The following is an 18,229-nucleotide window of genomic DNA, read 5'->3' as shown; positions in this document are numbered from 1 at the left end:
CTGGATCGCCGCGCCGCTGCGCTCCTCGCGATGACGGGGCGGGTATGACGACCGCCGGCACGCTCGTCGGGATCGCCCGGCACGCCTTTCCGAAGGCGCCGATGGAACTGGTCGAAGCCATCGACGTGACGGTCGAACGTGGCCTGCACGGCGATTTTCGCGGCGCGGTGAAGCCCGGCGGGCGCGGCAAGCGGCAGGTGACGCTGATGGAGCGCGGCGACTGGGATGCCGCCATGGCGGACCTCGGACATACGATCCCGTGGCAGGAACGGCGCGTAAACCTGCTGGTCGACGGCTTCGACATCCCGCATGTGCCCGGCACGCGGCTGCGCATCGGCGCGGTCGAGTTGGAGATCACGGTCGAGTGCGACCCGTGCAGCCGCATGGAGACGATCGCGACCGGGCTGAAGGCGGCGCTGACCCCCGACTGGCGGGGCGGGGCCTGTACGCGCGTGAAGGTGCCCGGCCGGATCGCGATCGGCGATCCCGTGTCGGTCGTCTCTTTTTCTTAAGATCTGAAGGACGATATCATGGCTAAGGCCTTCAAGACGCTCGACGATATGGGCGAAGTTCGCGGTAAGCGCGTGCTGGTGCGCGAAGATCTGAACGTCCCGATGGCGGACGGTGCGGTGACCGACGACACGCGGCTGCGCGCGACGCTGCCGACCGTTACCGAACTCGCCGATCGTGGTGCGATCGTGCTGATCCTGGCCCATTTCGGCCGTCCGAAGGGCACGCCGAATCCTGAGATGTCGCTCAGCCGCATCGTCCGCCCCTATTCCGCCGTGCTGGGTCGCGAGGTCCGCTATATCGATTGGGAGGGCGACGAGGCGGCCGTCGCGACGCTGCAACCCGGCGATATCGCGGTTCTGGAGAATACGCGCTTCTTCGGTGGCGAAGAGAAGAACGATCCGCAAGTCGTTGCACGCTTTGCCAAATTGGGCGACCTCTACGTCAACGATGCCTTTTCCGCGGCACACCGCGCGCATGCCTCGACCGAGGGGCTGGCCAAGGTGCTTCCCGCCTTCGCCGGTCGTGCGATGGAGGCCGAACTCGACGCGCTCGAAAAGGCACTGGGCAACCCCGACCACCCCGTCGCCGCCGTGGTCGGTGGCGCCAAGGTGTCGACCAAGCTCGACGTGCTCAAGCACCTCGTCACCCGCGTCGATCATTTGATCATCGGCGGTGGTATGGCGAATACCTTCCTCGCGGCGCGTGGCGTCGACGTCGGCAAGTCGCTGTGCGAGCATGACCTGACCGGCACCGCGGAGGAAATCCTCGAGGCCGCGGACCGTGCCAACTGCACCGTTCACCTGCCGTATGACGTCGTGGTGGCGAAGGAATTCCGCGCCAACCCGCCCGTCCGCACCGTCAATGTCCACGAAGTCGCGGCGGACGAGATGATCCTCGACGTCGGCCCGAGCGCGGTCGAGGCGCTGGGCGATGTGCTGAAGAACTGCCGCACGCTCGTGTGGAACGGCCCGATGGGCGCATTCGAAACACCGCCCTTCGACGTCGCCACCGTCAGCCTGGCGCGCACCGCCGCGGCGCTGACGCAGGACGGCAGCCTCGTCTCGGTTGCGGGCGGTGGCGATACCGTCGCCGCGCTCAATCAGGCGGGCGTAGCGGATCGCTTCACCTTCGTGTCCACTGCCGGTGGCGCCTTCCTCGAATGGATGGAAGGCAAGGCGCTGCCCGGCGTCGCCGCGCTGACCGCCTGATCCGAACCGGAGACGCCGCTCAGGTCGGCGGCGTCTCCTTCAACAGCGGCACGACGATCGTGTTGAGATCGTTGAGGTCGAGCGATGCCGCCTTGGCGTAGCGGACGACGCCTGCGCGATCGATGACGTAATTGGTCGGCACCCCATTGCCGATCAGCGGATATTTGCCCTTCACCCGCCGCGTCGGCGTGATCGCCATCGCCGCAAACAGCGGCTTCATCCGAAAGACCGGCACCGAATCCTCGGTCGCCACCGCGAACACGCGCAGGCCGTGCTTCTGCTGCGTGCGATAATAGGCATCCAGCAGCGGCAGTTCGGCGCGGCAGGGCACGCACCACGTCGCCCAGAAATTCAGGATTACCACCTGCCCGCGCAGATCGGCGAGCCGCACCTTGCTGCCGTCGATCAGCGTCAACTCCGCGTCCGGCGCGGGCTTGCCGACCAGCGGCGACGCATAACGGTCCGCCGCCGCGCCCGCGCCGCTCGCGGTCAATAGCGCAGCGACGATCGCCAGCCGGATTGGTGTCATGATCGTTCCCCCTTGAACCGCATCAAGCGTCCTTTGGCGCGTGCCGTCAAGGCTGCACTCGCCCCTTGCGCAAGGTCCTGCCACGCCGTAGGTTAAACGCGTTAAACAGGCAGGGAGCCGGCATGCTCGGAGTGCGACTCGACACCGAATTGGAAGAGCGGCTCGCCGCGGTCGCGCGCACCCAGGGTCGCAGCAAAAGCGACATCGCGCGCGAGGCGGTGCGTCGCTACGTCGACCTGCACGATGACGCCTATCGCCGCGAGGCCCGCCGCCAGTCGACCCGCGCATCGCAACGCGTATCGAGCGATGATGTGATCTTCTGGCAGGATGCGCGCGCGTGGAAATAAGGCATGGCGGCATCGTGTTGGTCGATGGACCCGACGGCGCGCCGGCGCGGCCGTGCGTCGTCGTCCAGTCCGACCTGTTCAACGCGACGCATGCGACGATCACCGTCTGCCCGCTCACCTCGGTGATCGGTGGCGAGGCGCTGTTCCGCGTGGTCATGTCGCCGCGCGAACACAATGGCCTGACCGCCGAATGCGAGGTGGAGGTCGATCGGATCACCAGCGTCGCACGCGACCGCATCACCGCGGTGATCGGCGATGCCAGCCCCACCCGCATGGAGCAGATCGACCAGGCGCTGCGGCGCTGGCTGATGCTCTGACGACCCCATTTCACGACGTGCCCCCAAGGAGCTACTCATGACCACGAACGTCACGCCCGCCGTCAAGGCGATCCTGGACAAATATGAAGCCACCAGCCCCGCGGTGAAGGCGAACCTCGCCCGCATCCTGATGCAGGGCAAGCTGGGCGGCACCGGCAAGCTCATCATCCTGCCCGTTGATCAGGGCTTCGAACATGGCCCGGCGCGCTCGTTCGCCGTGAACCCGCCGGCCTACGACCCGCATTATCACTATCAGATGGCGGTGGACGCCGGCCTTTCGGCCTATGCCGCGCCGCTCGGCCCGCTCGAGGCGGGTGCCGACACCTTCGCCGGCCAGATCCCGACGATCCTGAAGGTCAACAGCTCGAACAGTTGGGCGACCAGCATCGACCAGGCGGTGACGGCGAGCGTCGGCGATGCGGTGCGCCTCGGCTGCGCGGCGATCGGCTTCACCATCTACCCTGGCTCAGACCAGATTTTCGAGCAGATGGAAGAGATTCGCGAACTGTCCGAAGAGGCGAAGGCCGTCGGCATCGCGACCGTCATCTGGAGCTATCCGCGCGGCGGCAAGCTCAGCAAGGACGGCGAACTGGCGCTCGACGTCGGCGCCTATGCCGCGCACATGGCGGCGCTGCTCGGCGCGCACATCATCAAGGTGAAGCTGCCGTCCGCGCATATCGAGCAGCAGGAAGCCAAGAAGGCGTATGAGGGCACCGACTGGTCGAACCAGGCGGACCGCGTCCGCCACGTCGTCCAGTCGAGCTTCGCCGGTCGCCGTATCGTCGTCTTCTCCGGCGGCGCGGCGAAGGGCGCCGATGCGGTCTATCAGGACGCGCGCGACATCCTGGCGGGTGGTGGCAACGGCTCGATCATCGGCCGCAACACGTTTCAGCGCAGCCGCGAAGACGCGTTAGAGATGCTCGCTAAGCTCGTCGCGATCTACAAGGGCGAGGCATAAGCCGATCCTGCCGCCGCGGCTTTCGTCGCGGCGGCAATCGGGGTAGGGGCCGGGCATGACCGAAGACGATCCGCTTGGCCCCCTCGATCCTGAGTTTGCGGCGCAGTTCCGCCGTGACGACCGCCGGCCGCCGTGCCAGCTCTATCTGATCTCGCCGCTCGACGTAGCGGGTGGCTTCGCCGACCGATTGGCGCGCGCACTCGACGCCGGCCCCGTCGCGGCCTTCCAGTTCCGCGTGAAGGATATCGACCAGCACGCCGCAGCGAAGCTGGCGGAACCGCTTCAGCGCCTGTGCGCGGACCGCGAGGTCGCGTTCATCGTCAACGACAGCATCTCGCTCGCCAAGCGGCTGGGCGCCGACGGCGTGCATCTGGGTCAGGACGATGGCGATCCACGGGAAGCACGTGATGCGCTGGGGCCCAATGTCCAGATCGGCGTGACCTGCCACGACAGCCGACACCTCGCCATGGAAGCGGGCGAGGGCGGCGCGGACTATGTCGCCTTCGGCGCCTTCTATCCGACGACGACCAAGGCGGTGAAGCACGTGCCGGAGCCGTCGATTCTGTCCTGGTGGGCGTCGATGTTCGAACTGCCCAGCGTCGCGATCGGCGGCATCACGCCGGACAACGCAGCGCCGCTGGTGGCCGCCGGCGCGGACTTCCTCGCCGTGTCCGGCGCGGTGTGGAACGGCGACGAAGCCGCCGCCGTGTCCGCATTCACGAAGGTGGTGAACGGCTGAGCCGCTGACTCCCGTCGCCCCGGGGCCCGTCCGGGGCGACGAAGGCGGGCGGCGAAGCGCCCCGCACAAAACCACTGTTCCACGAAACCCTTAGCCCCTCCGCCCGTTGATCCGCCTGCGTAACGGTCAGGGAGCGGATTGATGAAGGCGGCACTCACCACGGCACTCTTGGCGGGCGCCGCGCTCGCCGCGTCGGCGACGGCACAGGCACCGCAAGGCGCCCCGGCGGCCAATCCCGTCGACCGCAACCTGCTCCATGTCCAGGTCATCCTCGATTCACTCGGTTTCGGCCCCGGCCTGCTCGACGGAAAGGGCGGCCAGTCGCTCACCGCCGCGCTGAAGGGGTTCCAGGAGGCCAAGGGCCTGCCCAAGACCGGCAAGCCCGACGCCGCGACGCTCGCGGCGCTCTATCCCTATCGTGCCAAGCGCCCGACCGCGCGCTTCATGCTGACGCGCGAGGCGCTCGCCGGGCCGTATATCAACCCGCTGCCCAAGGATTACGGCGAGCAGGCGAAGCTGCCGACGATCGGCTATGCGACGCCGATGGAAAAGCTGGCGGAAATGTTCCACACCAGCCCCGAGACGCTGATCGCGCTCAATTCCCCCTCGACGCGGTTGAAGGTCGGCAACACGATCATCGTTCCCAATGCGCTGCCCGCGTCGCGTAACTATGACGCCAAGCTGCCCGATCACTGGCGCCAGACGCTCAACATGCTCAACGTCGACGCCAACCAGCCCGTCGCCGACCACATCGTCGTCGACAAATCGGACAAGGTGCTGCGCGTCCTCGACAAGGACGATAAGTTGATCGCGCAGTTCAGCGCGACGATGGGGTCGGAGCACGATCCGCTGCCGCTGGGGACGTGGAAGATCTACGGCGCCGATTACAACCCCAAGTTCCACTATAACCCTGCGCTGTTCTGGGACGCGAAGAAGGGCGACGAGAAGGAGCTGCTGCCGCCGGGGCCGAACGGTCCGGTCGGCGTGGTGTGGCTCGATCTGTCGAAGGAGCATTACGGTATCCACGGTACGCCCCACCCCGAACTGATCGGCCGAACGGAAAGCCATGGCTGCATCCGCCTGACCAACTGGGATGTCGCGCGCCTGGCGCAGATGGTGAAGCCGGGCACCAAGGCGGTCTTCCAGGCGTGAGGGGTGTGGCGGCGGTAGCCCCGCTCCCCCCGTCACCCCGGACTCGTTCCGGGGTCCACTCCGCGGCGAGGGGGGCGGCTAGAGCCTTCAGCCATCCCCTTGCTGCACGGTGGACCGCGGCAAACGTCCGGGGTGACGAAGGGGAGGGTGCATGACTCGCCTCGGCTGGGGCATCCTTGTCGGCTTGGTGCTGCTCGTCGCCGCGTTCGTCGCCATGACCCGCTTCGGCACCGCCGACCCCTCGGCGCGCCGCGTGACGGCCGCGGCGAGCGCCCCCGAACCGGCCGCGGAGGCCCCGGCACCGACCGGCCAACTCACTGTCCCCGTCGCCGGCATTGCCCGCACCACGATCACGGACAGCTGGAACGACCCCCGCGAAGGCGGCAGCCGCGGGCATCACGGCACGGACATTCCCGCACCCGCCGGCACCCCCGTTCTCGCCGCCGCGGCCGGCCGCGTCGAAAAGCTGTTCCAGTCCGGCCGCGGCGGTACGACGCTCTACATCCGCTCGCCCGACCGCCGCTGGGTCTATTATTACGCGCATCTGTCGGGCTACGCGCCGGGTATCGCCGTCGGCCAGCCCGTGCGTGCCGGGCAGACGATCGCCTATGTCGGCGACACCGGCGATGCGGGTGCGGGCAATTATCACCTCCATTTCGGCATGCAGCGCATGGGGGCGGGTGATCGCTGGTATCAGGGCGAGGACGTCAATCCGTTCCCGATGCTTGCCGCTTCGGCGCCTGCACGGTAAAGCGCGGCCACCCGGCGTGGCTCATCGCCCGCCAAACTCGCTCTTTCCAGTAGGTTCAATCCCATGAAGATCAGCGGCGTGGACATCCGTCCCGGCAACATCATCGAATATGAAGGCGGCATCTGGCGCGCGGTCAAGATCCAGCACACGCAGCCCGGCAAGGGCGGTGCGTACATGCAGGTCGAGATGAAGAACCTGATAGACGGCCGCAAGAACAACGTCCGCTTCCGCTCGGCGGAGACGGTCGAGCGCGTGCGCCTCGACACCAAGGATTTCCAGTATCTGTTCCGCGACGGCGACCAGCTGACCTTCATGGACAAGGAAAGCTACGAACAGATCACGCTCGACGCGGGCATCCTCGGCGATGCCGCGGCCTTCCTGCAGGATGGTATGGACGTCGTGCTCGAACTGTATGATGAAAAGCCGATTTCGGTCGAACTGCCGAGCACGATCGAAGCGACGATCGTCGAGGCGGATGCCGTGGTGAAGGGGCAGACCGCCTCGTCCAGCTACAAACCCGCCATCCTCGACAATGGCGTTCGCGTGATGGTGCCGCCGCATATCGGAGCCGGCACGCGCATCGTCGTCGACGTGTACGAGCAGACGTACGTCCGCCGCGCGGATTGATTGATGATCCCTCTCCCATCGGGAGAGGGTGGCCGAGCGTAGCGAGGTCGGGTGAGGGCAGGACCTTCATCCGACCCTCACCCTCCCACCGCCTATCGGCGGCGGGCCCCTCCCTCTCCCGCCGGGAGAGGGGTATAGAGATTATCCCATGCCCTCCCATTCCGGCCTCTTCACCGTCATCGAGCGCGCCGCCCGCAAGGCCGGCACCGCGCTGCGTCGCGACTTCAACGAGGTTCAGCACCTCCAGGTCAGCCGCAAGGGGCCTGCCGACTTCGTGTCGATCGCCGACAAGCGCGCCGAGCAGACCCTGTTCGAGGAATTGCGCAAGGCGCGTCCCGACTGGGGCTTCCTGATGGAAGAGGGCGGCGAGGTGAAGGGCGATCCCCACAAGCCGCGCTTCATCATTGATCCGCTGGATGGCACGTCGAACTTCCTCCACGGCATCCCGCATTTCGCGATCTCGATCGCGGTCGAGGAACTTACGCCGGCCGGCAAGCGCGAGATCACGACCGCGCTCGTCTACCAGCCGCTGACCGACGAGAGCTTCTGGGCCGAAAAGGGCCGAGGCGCCTGGCTGACCGACCAGCGTCTGCGCGTTTCGGCGCGCCGCGATCTGTCGGAAGCGCTGATCGCCACGGGTATCCCGTTCCTGGGCCATGGCGATTTCGTCCAGTGGAGCCGCATCTTCGGTGCGGTCGCCCCTGAAGTCGCCGGCATCCGTCGTTTCGGCTCGGCTGCGCTCGACCTCGCCTGGGTCGCGGCGGGTCGCTTCGACGGCTATTGGGAATCGGGCCTCAAGCCCTGGGATACCGCAGCCGGCCTGCTACTGGTCAAGGAAGCTGGCGGCTACGTCACCGACTTCCGCGGTGCCGACCGGGCGATGGAAAAGAACGAATTCCTCGCCGCCAACGACGGCCTGCACGTCAAGCTGCACAAGCTGGTCGCCGGCGCGCTGCGCTGATTGCAGGGCGGTCCGACCCGCTTTCACCCTTCTCAGGCTGCGCCCTCTTGTCCCTCTCCCGTCGGGAGAGGGAAGGGGCCCACTCCCGCAGGCAGTGGGAAGGGTGAGGGTGCGCGCCTGAACCGCGCCTTTCTGCGATTCATTCTCACGCCGCCACGGCCTTGCCCGACCCGGCGCGGAGGCCTAAAGCCACCCCATTCCTATCGCATGTGCGAGATGCCCTTTGGTTGACCTGTCGCAATATCTGCCGATCCTGCTGTTCCTGGGCGTTGCCATCGCGCTGTCGAGCACTTTCGTGTTCCTGCCGATGGCGGTGTCGCGGCTGACCGGCAGCAACAAGCCGAACGAGCAGAAGCTGTCGGAATATGAGTGCGGCTTCCCCGCATTCGAGGATCCGCGCAGCCAGTTCGACGTGCGTTTTTATCTCGTCGCGATCCTGTTCATCATCTTCGATCTTGAAGCCGCGTTCCTATATCCTTGGGCAGTCTCGGTTTTCAGCATCGGCTGGACCGCATGGATCTCCATGATGATCTTCATCGGCGAACTGGCCCTCGGCCTCGTCTACGCCTGGAAAAAGGGAGCGTTGGATTGGGAATGACCCCCATGTCCGGACCCGTTGAACTCGATCGCTCGGCCGCCGGCACCGCTCTGGTGCAGCCGGACCAGGGCTTTTTCGACAGCCTGAACGGCGAGCTGACCGACAAGGGCTTCCTCGTCACCTCGACCGAGGAGCTGTTCCAGTGGGCGCGTACCGGCTCGCTGTGGTGGATGACGTTCGGCCTCGCGTGCTGCGCGGTCGAAATGATCCACGTCAACATGCCGCGCTACGACCTCGAACGCTTCGGTGCCGCGCCGCGCGCCAGCCCGCGTCAGTCTGACGTAATGATCGTCGCGGGCACGCTGTGCAACAAGATGGCGCCGGCGCTGCGCAAGGTCTACGACCAGATGTCGGAACCGAAGTACGTCATCTCGATGGGCAGCTGCGCCAACGGTGGCGGCTATTATCATTACAGCTACAGCGTCGTGCGCGGTTGCGATCGCGTGGTGCCCGTGGACATCTATGTCCCCGGCTGCCCGCCGACCGCGGAAGCGCTGCTCTATGGCATCATGCAGTTGCAGCGGAAAATCCGCCGCAGCGGGAGCATCGAACGGTGAGGGCGCCCGCTCCCGCCTTTGCGGCGAACCTCAACGGGGAAACGATCGAAGCGGTCCGCGCGACGCTCGGCGCGGCGCTGATCGACGCGGTCGACCAGGTCGGCGAGGTCGCGCTCTACGTCGAGCGTGAAGCGATCGCCGACGCGCTGACCAAGCTGCGCGATACGCCCGGTCTCGAATACCAGCAGCTGATGGAAATCGCCGGCGTGGACTATCCCGATCGCGCGGAGCGGTTCGAGGTCGTCTATTGCCTGCTGTCCCTGACCCGGAACCACCGCCTGCACGTCCATGTCGCGACCGACGAGGACAAGCCGGTTCCCTCGGTCACGGGCATCTGGCCGGTCGCCGGCTGGCTGGAGCGCGAGGTGTACGACATGTACGGTGTGCTGTTCGCCGGTAACGCCGACCTGCGCCGTATCCTGACCGACTATGGCTTCCGCGGTCATCCGCAGCGCAAGGACTTCCCGCTCTCCGGGTTCGTTGAAATGCGCTATTCGGAAGAGGCGAAGCGCGTCGTCTATCAGCCGGTGCAGCTGGCGCAGGACTTCCGCAACTTCGATTTCCAGAGCCCGTGGGAAGGCGCGCAATATGTGCTGCCGGGCGACGAGAAGGGCATGGTCCCCGAAGCCAAGGGCGCGCCGACGCCGCTAAAGGCGGATACGATCGTTAAGGCCGATGCGCCGACGCAGCCGAAGGCGGCGCCGGTGACGAACGAACCGAAGACCACGGAGGCGCCGTCGCAGACCGGCGCGGGCGAACCGCATGCGGGCAACAAGGGCGGCGACAAGCCGGCCGCGTCCGACGTGATCCCGACCAAGGGCCAAGGACAGAACCAGTGAGCGACTATGTCGACGAACTGATGCACGTCACCGATGCCGCCGATCCGACGACCGGCGACGTGACGATTCAGAACTACACGATCAATTTCGGCCCGCAGCATCCCGCGGCACACGGCGTGTTGCGCCTCGTCATGGAGCTCGACGGAGAAATCATCGAGCGTGTGGATCCGCATGTCGGCCTGCTGCATCGCGGCACCGAGAAGCTGATCGAGTACAAGACCTACGCGCAGGCGCTGCCGTATTTCGACCGGCTCGATTACTGTTCGCCGATGTGCATGGAGCACAGCTTCGTGCTCGCGGTCGAGAAGCTGCTCGATATCGAGGTGCCGCTGCGCGCCCAGTATCTGCGCGTCTTCTTCGCCGAACTGACCCGCATCTCGAACCACATGCTCAACCTCGGCAGCCACGTCATGGACGTTGGCGCGATGACGCCGAACCTGTGGCTGTTCGAGATCCGCGAAGACTGCCTCAACTTCTTCGAGCGTGCCTCGGGCGCGCGCATGCACCACAATTACATGCGCCCCGGCGGCGTCCATCAGGACGTGCCGCTCAAGCTGCTGACCGATATCGCCGACTGGCTGGACACGCGCCTGCCGCGCCTGTTCGAGGACGCGATTTCGCTGGTCGCCGACAATCGCATTTTCAAGCAGCGCAACGTTGATATCGCGACGGTCAGCCGCGAAGACGCGATCGCCTGGGGCTTCTCCGGCCCGATGATCCGCGCCGCGGGCATTCCGTGGGACCTTCGCAAGTCGCAGCCCTATGACGCCTATGCGCGCATGGACTTCGACATTCCGGTCGGCACGCGTGGCGATTGCTACGACCGCTTCATGGTGCGCGTCGAAGAGGTTCGCCAGTCCGCGCGGATCATGAAGCAGTGCCTCGCCGAAATGCCGGAAGGGCCGATCGCCTCAACCGACCGCAAGGTCGTGCCGCCGAAGCGCGCCGAGATGAAGAGCTCGATGGAAGCGCTGATCCATCACTTCAAGCTCTATACCGAGGGCTATCACGTCCCGGCCGGCGAAGTGTATGTCGCGACCGAAAGCCCCAAGGGCGAGTTCGGCGTGTTCCTCGTCGCCGACGGATCGAACAAGCCCTATCGCTGCAAGATCCGTCCGACCGCGTTCAGCCACCTGCAGGCGATGGACTTCATGTCGAAGGGCCACATGCTGGCGGATACGACCGCGATCCTGGGCGCGATGGACATCGTGTTCGGCGAGTGCGACCGGTGAGCATCGACCGCCCCGGCATCGCGCACGCCATGATCGCGCGCTACAATGCGCAGTACGCCGACGCCTATGTCGCGTTCATGACCGACGATGCCTGCGAGGCGGGCTATCGCGGCGCCGTGCTGCGCGAGGGTCGGGAAGGTGTGCGGTCGGGCCTCAAGGCGATGTTCGCCCAATATCCGCAAAATCGTGCGGACATTCTCGCGACGTTCGAGCTGGGGGAGACGGTCGTCCTGCATGAGGCGGTCGAGCGTGCGCCCGGTGGCGAGACGTTCGAGGTCATGTCCGTCTATTCGTTTGAAGGCGACAAGGTGTCGCGCGTGGAGTTCATCCGCTGATGGCTGAAGCAGCCCAGATCCCCGACGAAGCCGAAACCCGCGCACGTTGGGGCGGTTTCGCGTGGACCGAAGAGAACCAGAAGAAAGCGAACGAGATCCTCGCGCGCTATCCCGCCGGCCGCGAACAGTCGGCCTCGATCCCGTTCCTCGACCTGGCGCAACGTCAGGTCGGTGCGGAAACGCAGACGCAAGGCTGGCTGCCGGTTCCGGTGATCGAGTTCGTCGCACGCCAGATCGGCGTGCCGTACATGCGTGTGTTCGAGGTTGCGACCTTCTACACGATGTTCAACCTTGCCCCGGTCGGCCGCTATCACGTGCAGGTTTGCGGCACGACGCCGTGCATGCTGCGCGGGTCGGACGACGTGCTGGCGGCGTGCAAGAACAAGGGGCTGATCAAGGGCAAGACGACGCCCGACGGCCTGTTCACGCTGACCGAGGTCGAGTGCCTCGGCACCTGCGCCAACGCGCCGATGGTCCAGATCAACGACGACAATTACGAGGATCTCGACTACGACCGCACCATCGCGGTGCTGGAGGCGCTGGCCAAGGGCGAACAGCCGAAGACCGGCTCCACCATCGGCCGCCAGACGAGCTGCCCCGAAGGCGGCCCGACGACGCTGACCGCGATGACGCAAGAGAACCACGATTACCGGAGCGAGTGGGCCTGATGCTTGCCGACAAGGATCGCATCTTCACCAACGTCTACGGGTTCCAGCCGTGGAACCTGCAGGCGGCGTTGAAGCGTGGCGACTGGGACAATACCAAGGCGCTGATGGCGCTCGGCCAGGACGCGATCATCGACGTCATCAAGGCGTCGGGTCTTCGCGGTCGTGGCGGCGCTGGCTTCCCCACGGGCACCAAATGGTCGTTCATGCCGAAGGAGCCGAAGCCCGATCGGCCGAACTTCCTCGTCATCAACGCCGACGAATCCGAACCCGGTTCGTGCAAGGACCGCGAGATCATCCGTCACGATCCGCACAAGCTGATCGAGGGCGCGCTGATCGCCGGCTTCGCGATGCGCGCGCGCGCGGCCTACATCTACATCCGCGGCGAATATATCCGCGAGGCGGAGACGCTGTTCGCGGCCGTCGCCGAGGCGTATGACGCCGGGCTGATCGGCAAGAACGCTTGCGGTTCGGGTTACGACTTCGACGTCTTCGTCCACCGCGGCGCGGGCGCTTACATCTGCGGCGAAGAGACCGCGATGCTCGAAAGCCTCGAAGGCAAGAAGGGGCAGCCGCGCCTCAAGCCGCCGTTCCCGGCGGGCGCTGGCCTGTATGGCTGCCCGACGACGGTCAACAACGTCGAATCGATCGCGGTCGGCCCGACGATCCTGCGGCGCGGCGCCGAATGGTTCTCCAGCTTCGGCCGTGAGAACAACAAGGGCACCAAGCTCTTCCAGATCAGCGGTCACGTCAACAAGCCCTGCGTCGTCGAAGATGCCATGGGCCTCACCTTCCGCGAACTGATCGAAACGCATTGCGGCGGTATCCGCGGCGGATGGGACAATCTGCTGGCAGTTATTCCCGGCGGCTCGTCGGTGCCGTTGGTGCCCGCCAAGGACATCATCGATGCGCCGATGGACTTCGATGGTCTGAAGGCGGTCGGCTCGGGTCTCGGCACCGCGGCGGTGATCGTCATGGACAAGTCGACCGACATCGTCCGCGCGATCAGCCGGATCAGCTACTTCTACAAGCACGAGAGCTGCGGCCAGTGTACGCCGTGCCGCGAAGGCACCGGCTGGATGTGGCGCGTGATGGAGCGGCTGCGCACGGGTGATGCCGACATCGCCGAGATCGACACGCTGCAGCAGGTGACCAAGCAGGTGGAAGGCCACACGATCTGTGCGCTGGGCGATGCCGCGGCGTGGCCGATTCAGGGCCTCATCCGCCACTTCCGCCCGGAACTGGAACGTCGCATCAACTCGCGCAACGGCGGCGATCTCGCCCCGATGCAGGAAGCTGCCGAATAATGCCGAAGCTTAAAGTAGACGGGATCGAGGTCGAGGTGCCGCTGGGAGCCACCGTGCTCCAGGCGTGCGAGGCGGCGGGCAAGGAAATCCCGCGCTTCTGCTACCATGAACGGCTGTCGATCGCCGGCAATTGCCGCATGTGCCTCGTCGAGGTGAAGCCGGGGCCCCCCAAGCCCCAGGCGTCGTGCGCGCTGCCTGCCGCGGACAATCAGGAAGTGTTCACCACCACGCCGATGGTGAAGAACGCGCGCGAAGGCGTGATGGAATTCCTGTTGATCAACCATCCGCTCGACTGCCCGATCTGCGATCAGGGCGGCGAGTGCGACCTGCAGGACCAGTCCGTCGCCTACGGCAAGGGCCACAGCCGCTACACCGAGAACAAGCGGGCCGTGACCGAGAAGTATATGGGTCCGATCGTCAAGACGATCATGACCCGCTGCATCCAGTGCACCCGCTGCGTCCGCTTCGCGGAAGAGGTTGCGGGCGTGGAGGAAATCGGCGCGATCTATCGCGGCGAGGACATGCAGATCACCAGCTACCTCGAACAGGCGGTGACCAGCGAGCTGAGCGGCAACGTCGTCGATCTGTGCCCGGTCGGTGCGCTGACGTCGAAGCCCTACGCCTATGAAGCGCGGCCGTGGGAGCTCAAGAAGACGCTGACGATCGACGTCCAGGACGCGGTCGGCACCAACATCCGCCTCGACAGCCGCGGCCGTCAGGTGCTGCGCTGCGTTCCGCGCATCAACGAAGACGTCAACGAGGAATGGGCGCACGACAAGACGCGCCACCATGTCGATGGCCTGGTGCGTCGTCGCCTCGATCGTCCCTATGTGCGTCGTGACGGCAAGCTCGTGGCGGTCAGCTGGGATGAGGCGTTCGGCGTCATCAAGGATCGCGTCGCCGCCGCCGGGTCGAATGTCGCCGCGGTTGCGGGCGATCTCGTCGATTGCGAAACGATGTATGCCGCCAAGGCGTTGCTCGCGATGCTCGGTTCGACCAAGCTCGAAGGCCGTCAGACCGGCATGGACTATGATACGTCCAGCCTCGCCGCGGTGAACTTCAACACCACGATCGCGGGCGTCGAACAGGCGGACGCGATCCTGCTGGTCGGTACCAACCTGCGCTGGGAAGCGCCGCTGATCAACACACGCATCCGCAAGGCGATCAAAAAGGGCGCGAAGGTTTTCGCGATCGGGCCGGAGACGGAGCTGACCTACAAGGTCGAATGGCTCGGCGCCGATCTGTCGCTGCTCGGCAATCTGCCGGAGGCTGCCGCCAAGATCTTCACCGACGCCAAGGCGCCGATGGTGATCGTCGGTGGTGGTGCGCTGAAGGGTGGCCATGGTGCCGCGCTGGCCTTCGCCAAGCAGTTCAACCTGGTGCGTGACGGCTGGAACGGCTTCAACGTCGTTCACATGGCGGCGAGCCGCATGGGCGGACTGATGCTCGGCTATGCGCAGATGGGCGGCATCGCCGATCTGCGCGACGCGGGCGTCACCTTCTTCCTGGGCGCGGACGAGGTCGATTTCACCGCGTTCGGCGGCTTCAAGGTCTATGTCGGCCATCACGGCGATCAGGGCGCGCATCATGCCGACGTGATCCTGCCGGGTGCGACCTATGCCGAAAAGTCGGGCACCTGGGTCAACACCGAAGGCCGTGTCCAGCGTGGCGAGCGCGCGGTGTTCGCACCGGGCGACGCGCGCGAAGACTGGACGATCTTCCGTGCCTTGTCGGAAGTGCTCGGCCACACGCTGCCGTTCGACACGCTCGCCGGTTTGCGCGAAGCGATGGCGACCGAGGTGCCTGCGCTGCGCCATGTCGGCCAGCTGGCCGGCTACGAATGGAACCCGCCGGCGCTGGATGGCGCGGGGCAGGGAACCCTTTCCGGCTATCCGATCAAGGACTTTTATCTGACCAACGCCATCTGCCGCGCGTCCCCGACGATGCAGCGCTGCTCGGCCGAACTGGTCCATGGCGAGACGTTCGCGGAGGCGGCGGAGTGACCGATTTCTTCAACACCACGGTCGGGCTGCCCTATGGCTGGGCGTGGTTCGTCTCGACCATCATCGGCATCCTGGTCATCGCGCTGCCGCTGATGCTCGCGGTCGCGATGATCATTTACGCCGATCGCAAGATCTGGGCGGCGATGGCGCTGCGCCGCGGTCCGAACGTCGTCGGCCCGCTCGGCCTGCTGCAGTCGTTCGCCGACGGCCTGAAGGTCTTCCTGCAGGAAACGATCGTGCCGGCCGCGGCCAATCGCACTCTGTTCCTGCTAGCGCCGATTATCACCTTCACGGTGGCGTTGATCGTATGGGCGGTGGTGCCGTTCGGCGCAGGCGTCGTGCTCTCCGACATCAACGTCGGCCTGCTCTACGTGCTCGCGGCCTCGTCGCTCGGCGTCTACGGCATCATCCTGTCGGGCTGGGCGTCCAACTCGAAATATCCCTTCTATTCGGCGCTGCGTGCGGCGGCACAGATGGTCAGCTACGAAGTCGCGATCGGCTTCGTCCTCGTCACCGTCGTGCTGTGGGCGGGCAGCTTCAACCTGTCGGCGATCGTGCTGGCGCAGCAGAATCTGTACGGTCTGCCGATCAACGGCTTCGTGCTGAACCCGCTGCTGTTCCCGATGTCAGTGGTGTTCCTCATCTCGTCGATGGCGGAAACGCAGCGCGCGCCGTTCGACCTGACCGAGGCGGAGAGCGAGCTCGTCGCCGGGTATCAGACCGAATACAGCTCGATGAGCTTCGCGCTCTTCTGGCTCGGCGAATATGCCAACGTGCTGCTGATGTGCGCGCTCAACGCGACGCTGTTCTGGGGTGGCTGGCTGCCGTTCTTCAACTTCGCGCCGTTCACCTGGGTGCCGGGGATCATCAACCTCTTCATCAAGATGCTGATCTTCTTCTTCATCTTCAGCTGGGTGAAGGCGACGGTCCCGCGCTACCGCTACGACCAGCTGATGCGTCTGGGGTGGAAGGTGTTCCTGCCGCTGTCGCTGCTCTGGGTGTTCCTGGTGTCGGGCGTGCTGATGTGGATGCGGGTGCCGCTGTGAGTAGCGTCTTCACCAGCAACCTGTGGCGCCGTGCTCTTGGCGGCGTGATTATCGGATTGACGGTCGTCGCCATCGACCGGGTTATGGGGTTCGGATCGTGACCGTAGGTCAACTCGTCAAATCGTTCACGCTCTGGGAGTTCGTGAAGGCGCACGCCCTCACGCTGAAGTATTTCTTCAAGCCCAAGGCGACGATCAACTATCCCTACGAGCGCAACCCGATCTCGCCGCGGTTCCGCGGTGAGCATGCGCTGCGCCGTTATCCCAACGGCGAGGAACGCTGCATCGCGTGCAAGCTGTGCGAGGCGGTGTGCCCGGCGCAGGCGATCACGATCGAGGCCGAACCGCGCGACGACGGCAGCCGCCGCACGACCCGCTACGACATCGACATGACCAAGTGCATCTATTGCGGCCTGTGTCAGGAAGCCTGCCCGGTAGACGCGATTGTCGAAGGGCCGAACTACGAATTTTCGACCGAAACGCGCGAAGAGCTGATCTACGACAAGGCCAAGCTCCTCGACAACGGTGACCGCTGGGAGCGGGCGATCGCGGCGAACCTTGCCGCCGATGCGCCGTACCGTTAATGCGCGCCGCACTTGATTCCGGGCTGAGGGGGCCGACCAACTCGTGATCCAGGCCATAGCCTTTTATCTCTTCGCGATCGTCGTGATCGGGTCGGGTGCGATGACGATCTCGTCGCGCAACCCGGTGCATTCGGTCATGTGGCTGATCCTCGCCTTCTTCAACGCGGCGGGGCTGATGGTGCTCGTCGGCGCTGAATTCATCGCGATGCTGCTCGTCATCGTCTATGTCGGTGCGGTCGCGGTGCTGTTCCTGTTCGTCGTCATGATGCTCGACATCGAGGTCGCACAGCTGCGCGCCGGGTTCGCGCGCTATGCGGCGCTGGGCCTGGCGCTGGCGGTGGCGCTCGCCGCCGAGATCCTGATCGGCCTCGGCGCGTGGAGCGCCGGCGGCCTGAAGATCAGCCAGCGCATCGCGCCGATCGACGGCACCGTGCCGAACATCCAGGCGATGGGGCAGCTGCTCTACACGCGCTATCTGTTCGTGTTCGAGGCGGCGGGCTTCGTCCTGCTGGTCGCGATGATCGGTGCGATCGTGCTGACGCATCGCCAGCGTGGCGGCGTGCGCGGGCAGAATATCGCCCGCCAGAATGCGCGCCGTCCCCAGGATGCGACGCGCAACACGCAGCCGACGGTCGGCCAGGGGGTCCAGCTGTGATTGGTCTGACGCATTATCTGGTCGTCGCGGCGATCCTGTTCACCATGGGGGTGCTCGGCATCTTCATGAACCGCAAGAATCTGATCGTCATCCTGATGGCGATCGAGCTGATCCTGCTCGCCGTGAACATCAACCTCGTCGCCTTCTCGGCCTTCCTCCACGATCTGGTCGGCCAGATCTTTGCGATGTTCGTGCTGACCGTCGCGGCGGGTGAGGCTGCGATCGGGCTGGCGATCCTGGTGATCTATTTCCGTGGCCGCGGCACGATCGCGGTCGATGACGTCAACCGGATGAAGGGCTGATTTCG

The 18,229-nt window shown here is 65.6% G+C and carries 23 protein-coding genes; 22 read left to right on the top strand and 1 reads right to left on the bottom strand.

Annotation, left to right across the window (positions count from 1 at the left end; all coding sequences use genetic code 11):
• The first annotated feature begins 44 nt into the window (after nucleotides 1-44).
• Together A7E77_RS01225 and A7E77_RS01220 are read left to right on the top strand one after the other, a co-directional pair.
• Complete coding sequence (locus tag A7E77_RS01225) at nucleotides 45-512, top strand: MOSC domain-containing protein (protein WP_063685329.1); 468 nt, start codon at nucleotides 45-47, stop codon at nucleotides 510-512.
• Between the two features lie 18 nt (nucleotides 513-530).
• The gene (locus A7E77_RS01220) at nucleotides 531-1,721 is read left to right on the top strand and encodes a phosphoglycerate kinase (protein ID WP_063685327.1); all 1,191 of its coding nucleotides are present in this window, start codon (nucleotides 531-533) and stop codon (nucleotides 1,719-1,721) included.
• 19 nt (nucleotides 1,722-1,740) lie between these two features.
• Here the strand turns inward: A7E77_RS01220 and A7E77_RS01215 are convergent, their stop codons facing one another.
• Nucleotides 1,741-2,250 carry a TlpA family protein disulfide reductase gene (locus A7E77_RS01215; RefSeq protein WP_063685325.1) on the bottom strand — a complete coding sequence of 170 codons (510 nt, stop codon included), beginning with the start codon at nucleotides 2,248-2,250 and terminating at the stop codon, nucleotides 1,741-1,743.
• 122 nt (nucleotides 2,251-2,372) lie between these two features.
• On the opposite strand from A7E77_RS01215, the gene A7E77_RS01210 reads away from it, so the two are divergent.
• The 20 genes from A7E77_RS01210 (at nucleotide 2,373) to nuoK (ending at nucleotide 18,224) form a co-directional block, all read left to right on the top strand.
• Nucleotides 2,373-2,597, top strand: coding sequence for a ribbon-helix-helix protein, CopG family (locus A7E77_RS01210; RefSeq protein WP_183949553.1), 225 nt, complete (start codon nucleotides 2,373-2,375; stop codon nucleotides 2,595-2,597).
• Complete coding sequence (locus A7E77_RS01205) at nucleotides 2,588-2,914, top strand: type II toxin-antitoxin system PemK/MazF family toxin (protein ID WP_226341799.1); 327 nt, start codon at nucleotides 2,588-2,590, stop codon at nucleotides 2,912-2,914. The genes A7E77_RS01210 and A7E77_RS01205 overlap by 10 nt, the downstream gene beginning before the upstream one ends.
• Before the next feature lie 37 nt (nucleotides 2,915-2,951).
• Entirely contained in the window at nucleotides 2,952-3,872 is a 921-nt protein-coding gene (locus tag A7E77_RS01200) for a class I fructose-bisphosphate aldolase (protein WP_063685323.1), read from the top strand.
• Nucleotides 3,873-3,927: 55 nt separating this feature from the next.
• On the top strand, nucleotides 3,928-4,611 hold the full coding sequence (thiE, locus tag A7E77_RS01195; protein WP_063685321.1) for a thiamine phosphate synthase: 684 nt from the start codon (nucleotides 3,928-3,930) through the stop codon (nucleotides 4,609-4,611).
• Nucleotides 4,612-4,752: 141 nt separating this feature from the next.
• Nucleotides 4,753-5,763 (top strand): L,D-transpeptidase family protein, encoded by a 1,011-nt coding sequence (locus tag A7E77_RS01190; RefSeq protein ID WP_063685320.1) that lies wholly within the window; start codon nucleotides 4,753-4,755, stop codon nucleotides 5,761-5,763.
• A gap of 151 nt (nucleotides 5,764-5,914) precedes the next feature.
• On the top strand, nucleotides 5,915-6,514 hold the full coding sequence (locus tag A7E77_RS01185) for a M23 family metallopeptidase (protein WP_063685318.1): 600 nt from the start codon (nucleotides 5,915-5,917) through the stop codon (nucleotides 6,512-6,514).
• A 63-nt stretch (nucleotides 6,515-6,577) separates the two neighbouring features.
• A complete protein-coding gene (efp, locus tag A7E77_RS01180) occupies nucleotides 6,578-7,141 on the top strand; it encodes an elongation factor P (protein ID WP_017979186.1) in 564 nt (187 codons plus the stop codon).
• A 148-nt stretch (nucleotides 7,142-7,289) separates the two neighbouring features.
• Entirely contained in the window at nucleotides 7,290-8,102 is an 813-nt protein-coding gene (locus A7E77_RS01175) for an inositol monophosphatase family protein (protein WP_063685316.1), read from the top strand.
• A gap of 223 nt (nucleotides 8,103-8,325) precedes the next feature.
• Nucleotides 8,326-8,700, top strand: a complete 375-nt coding sequence (locus tag A7E77_RS01170) for an NADH-quinone oxidoreductase subunit A (protein ID WP_017979184.1) — start codon at nucleotides 8,326-8,328, stop codon at nucleotides 8,698-8,700.
• A 5-nt stretch (nucleotides 8,701-8,705) separates the two neighbouring features.
• Nucleotides 8,706-9,257: a NuoB/complex I 20 kDa subunit family protein gene (locus tag A7E77_RS01165; RefSeq protein ID WP_017979183.1), complete on the top strand. Its 552-nt coding sequence runs from the start codon at nucleotides 8,706-8,708 to the stop codon at nucleotides 9,255-9,257.
• Nucleotides 9,254-10,096 carry an NADH-quinone oxidoreductase subunit C gene (locus A7E77_RS01160; RefSeq protein WP_063685314.1) on the top strand — a complete coding sequence of 281 codons (843 nt, stop codon included), beginning with the start codon at nucleotides 9,254-9,256 and terminating at the stop codon, nucleotides 10,094-10,096. Before A7E77_RS01165 ends, A7E77_RS01160 begins: the two co-directional genes overlap by 4 nt.
• A 20-nt stretch (nucleotides 10,097-10,116) precedes the next feature.
• Nucleotides 10,117-11,328 (top strand): NADH-quinone oxidoreductase subunit D, encoded by a 1,212-nt coding sequence (locus A7E77_RS01155; protein WP_172436197.1) that lies wholly within the window; start codon nucleotides 10,117-10,119, stop codon nucleotides 11,326-11,328.
• On the top strand, nucleotides 11,325-11,663 hold the full coding sequence (locus A7E77_RS01150) for a nuclear transport factor 2 family protein (protein ID WP_063685312.1): 339 nt from the start codon (nucleotides 11,325-11,327) through the stop codon (nucleotides 11,661-11,663). The genes A7E77_RS01155 and A7E77_RS01150 overlap by 4 nt, the downstream gene beginning before the upstream one ends.
• Nucleotides 11,663-12,331, top strand: coding sequence for a complex I 24 kDa subunit family protein (locus A7E77_RS01145; RefSeq protein ID WP_043059727.1), 669 nt, complete (start codon nucleotides 11,663-11,665; stop codon nucleotides 12,329-12,331). Before A7E77_RS01150 ends, A7E77_RS01145 begins: the two co-directional genes overlap by 1 nt.
• Nucleotides 12,331-13,635, top strand: a complete 1,305-nt coding sequence (gene nuoF, locus A7E77_RS01140) for an NADH-quinone oxidoreductase subunit NuoF (protein WP_043059758.1) — start codon at nucleotides 12,331-12,333, stop codon at nucleotides 13,633-13,635. Before A7E77_RS01145 ends, nuoF begins: the two co-directional genes overlap by 1 nt.
• Nucleotides 13,635-15,638 carry an NADH-quinone oxidoreductase subunit NuoG gene (gene nuoG / locus A7E77_RS01135; RefSeq protein ID WP_063685310.1) on the top strand — a complete coding sequence of 668 codons (2,004 nt, stop codon included), beginning with the start codon at nucleotides 13,635-13,637 and terminating at the stop codon, nucleotides 15,636-15,638. The genes nuoF and nuoG overlap by 1 nt, the downstream gene beginning before the upstream one ends.
• Nucleotides 15,635-16,684 (top strand): NADH-quinone oxidoreductase subunit NuoH, encoded by a 1,050-nt coding sequence (gene nuoH / locus A7E77_RS01130; protein ID WP_017979176.1) that lies wholly within the window; start codon nucleotides 15,635-15,637, stop codon nucleotides 16,682-16,684. Before nuoG ends, nuoH begins: the two co-directional genes overlap by 4 nt.
• A 94-nt stretch (nucleotides 16,685-16,778) precedes the next feature.
• Entirely contained in the window at nucleotides 16,779-17,267 is a 489-nt protein-coding gene (nuoI, locus tag A7E77_RS01125) for an NADH-quinone oxidoreductase subunit NuoI (protein WP_172436196.1), read from the top strand.
• A 43-nt stretch (nucleotides 17,268-17,310) separates the two neighbouring features.
• On the top strand, nucleotides 17,311-17,922 hold the full coding sequence (locus A7E77_RS01120; RefSeq protein WP_063685308.1) for an NADH-quinone oxidoreductase subunit J: 612 nt from the start codon (nucleotides 17,311-17,313) through the stop codon (nucleotides 17,920-17,922).
• Nucleotides 17,919-18,224 carry an NADH-quinone oxidoreductase subunit NuoK gene (nuoK, locus tag A7E77_RS01115; protein ID WP_017979172.1) on the top strand — a complete coding sequence of 102 codons (306 nt, stop codon included), beginning with the start codon at nucleotides 17,919-17,921 and terminating at the stop codon, nucleotides 18,222-18,224. Before A7E77_RS01120 ends, nuoK begins: the two co-directional genes overlap by 4 nt.
• Nucleotides 18,225-18,229: the final 5 nt, after the last annotated feature.

The organism is Sphingomonas sp. NIC1, assembly GCF_001638925.1.
Classification (GTDB): Bacteria; Pseudomonadota; Alphaproteobacteria; order Sphingomonadales; family Sphingomonadaceae; genus Sphingomonas; species Sphingomonas aquatilis.
The sequence above is the reverse complement of the archived record's forward strand: the minus strand, read 5'-3'. Positions and strand labels throughout refer to the sequence as shown.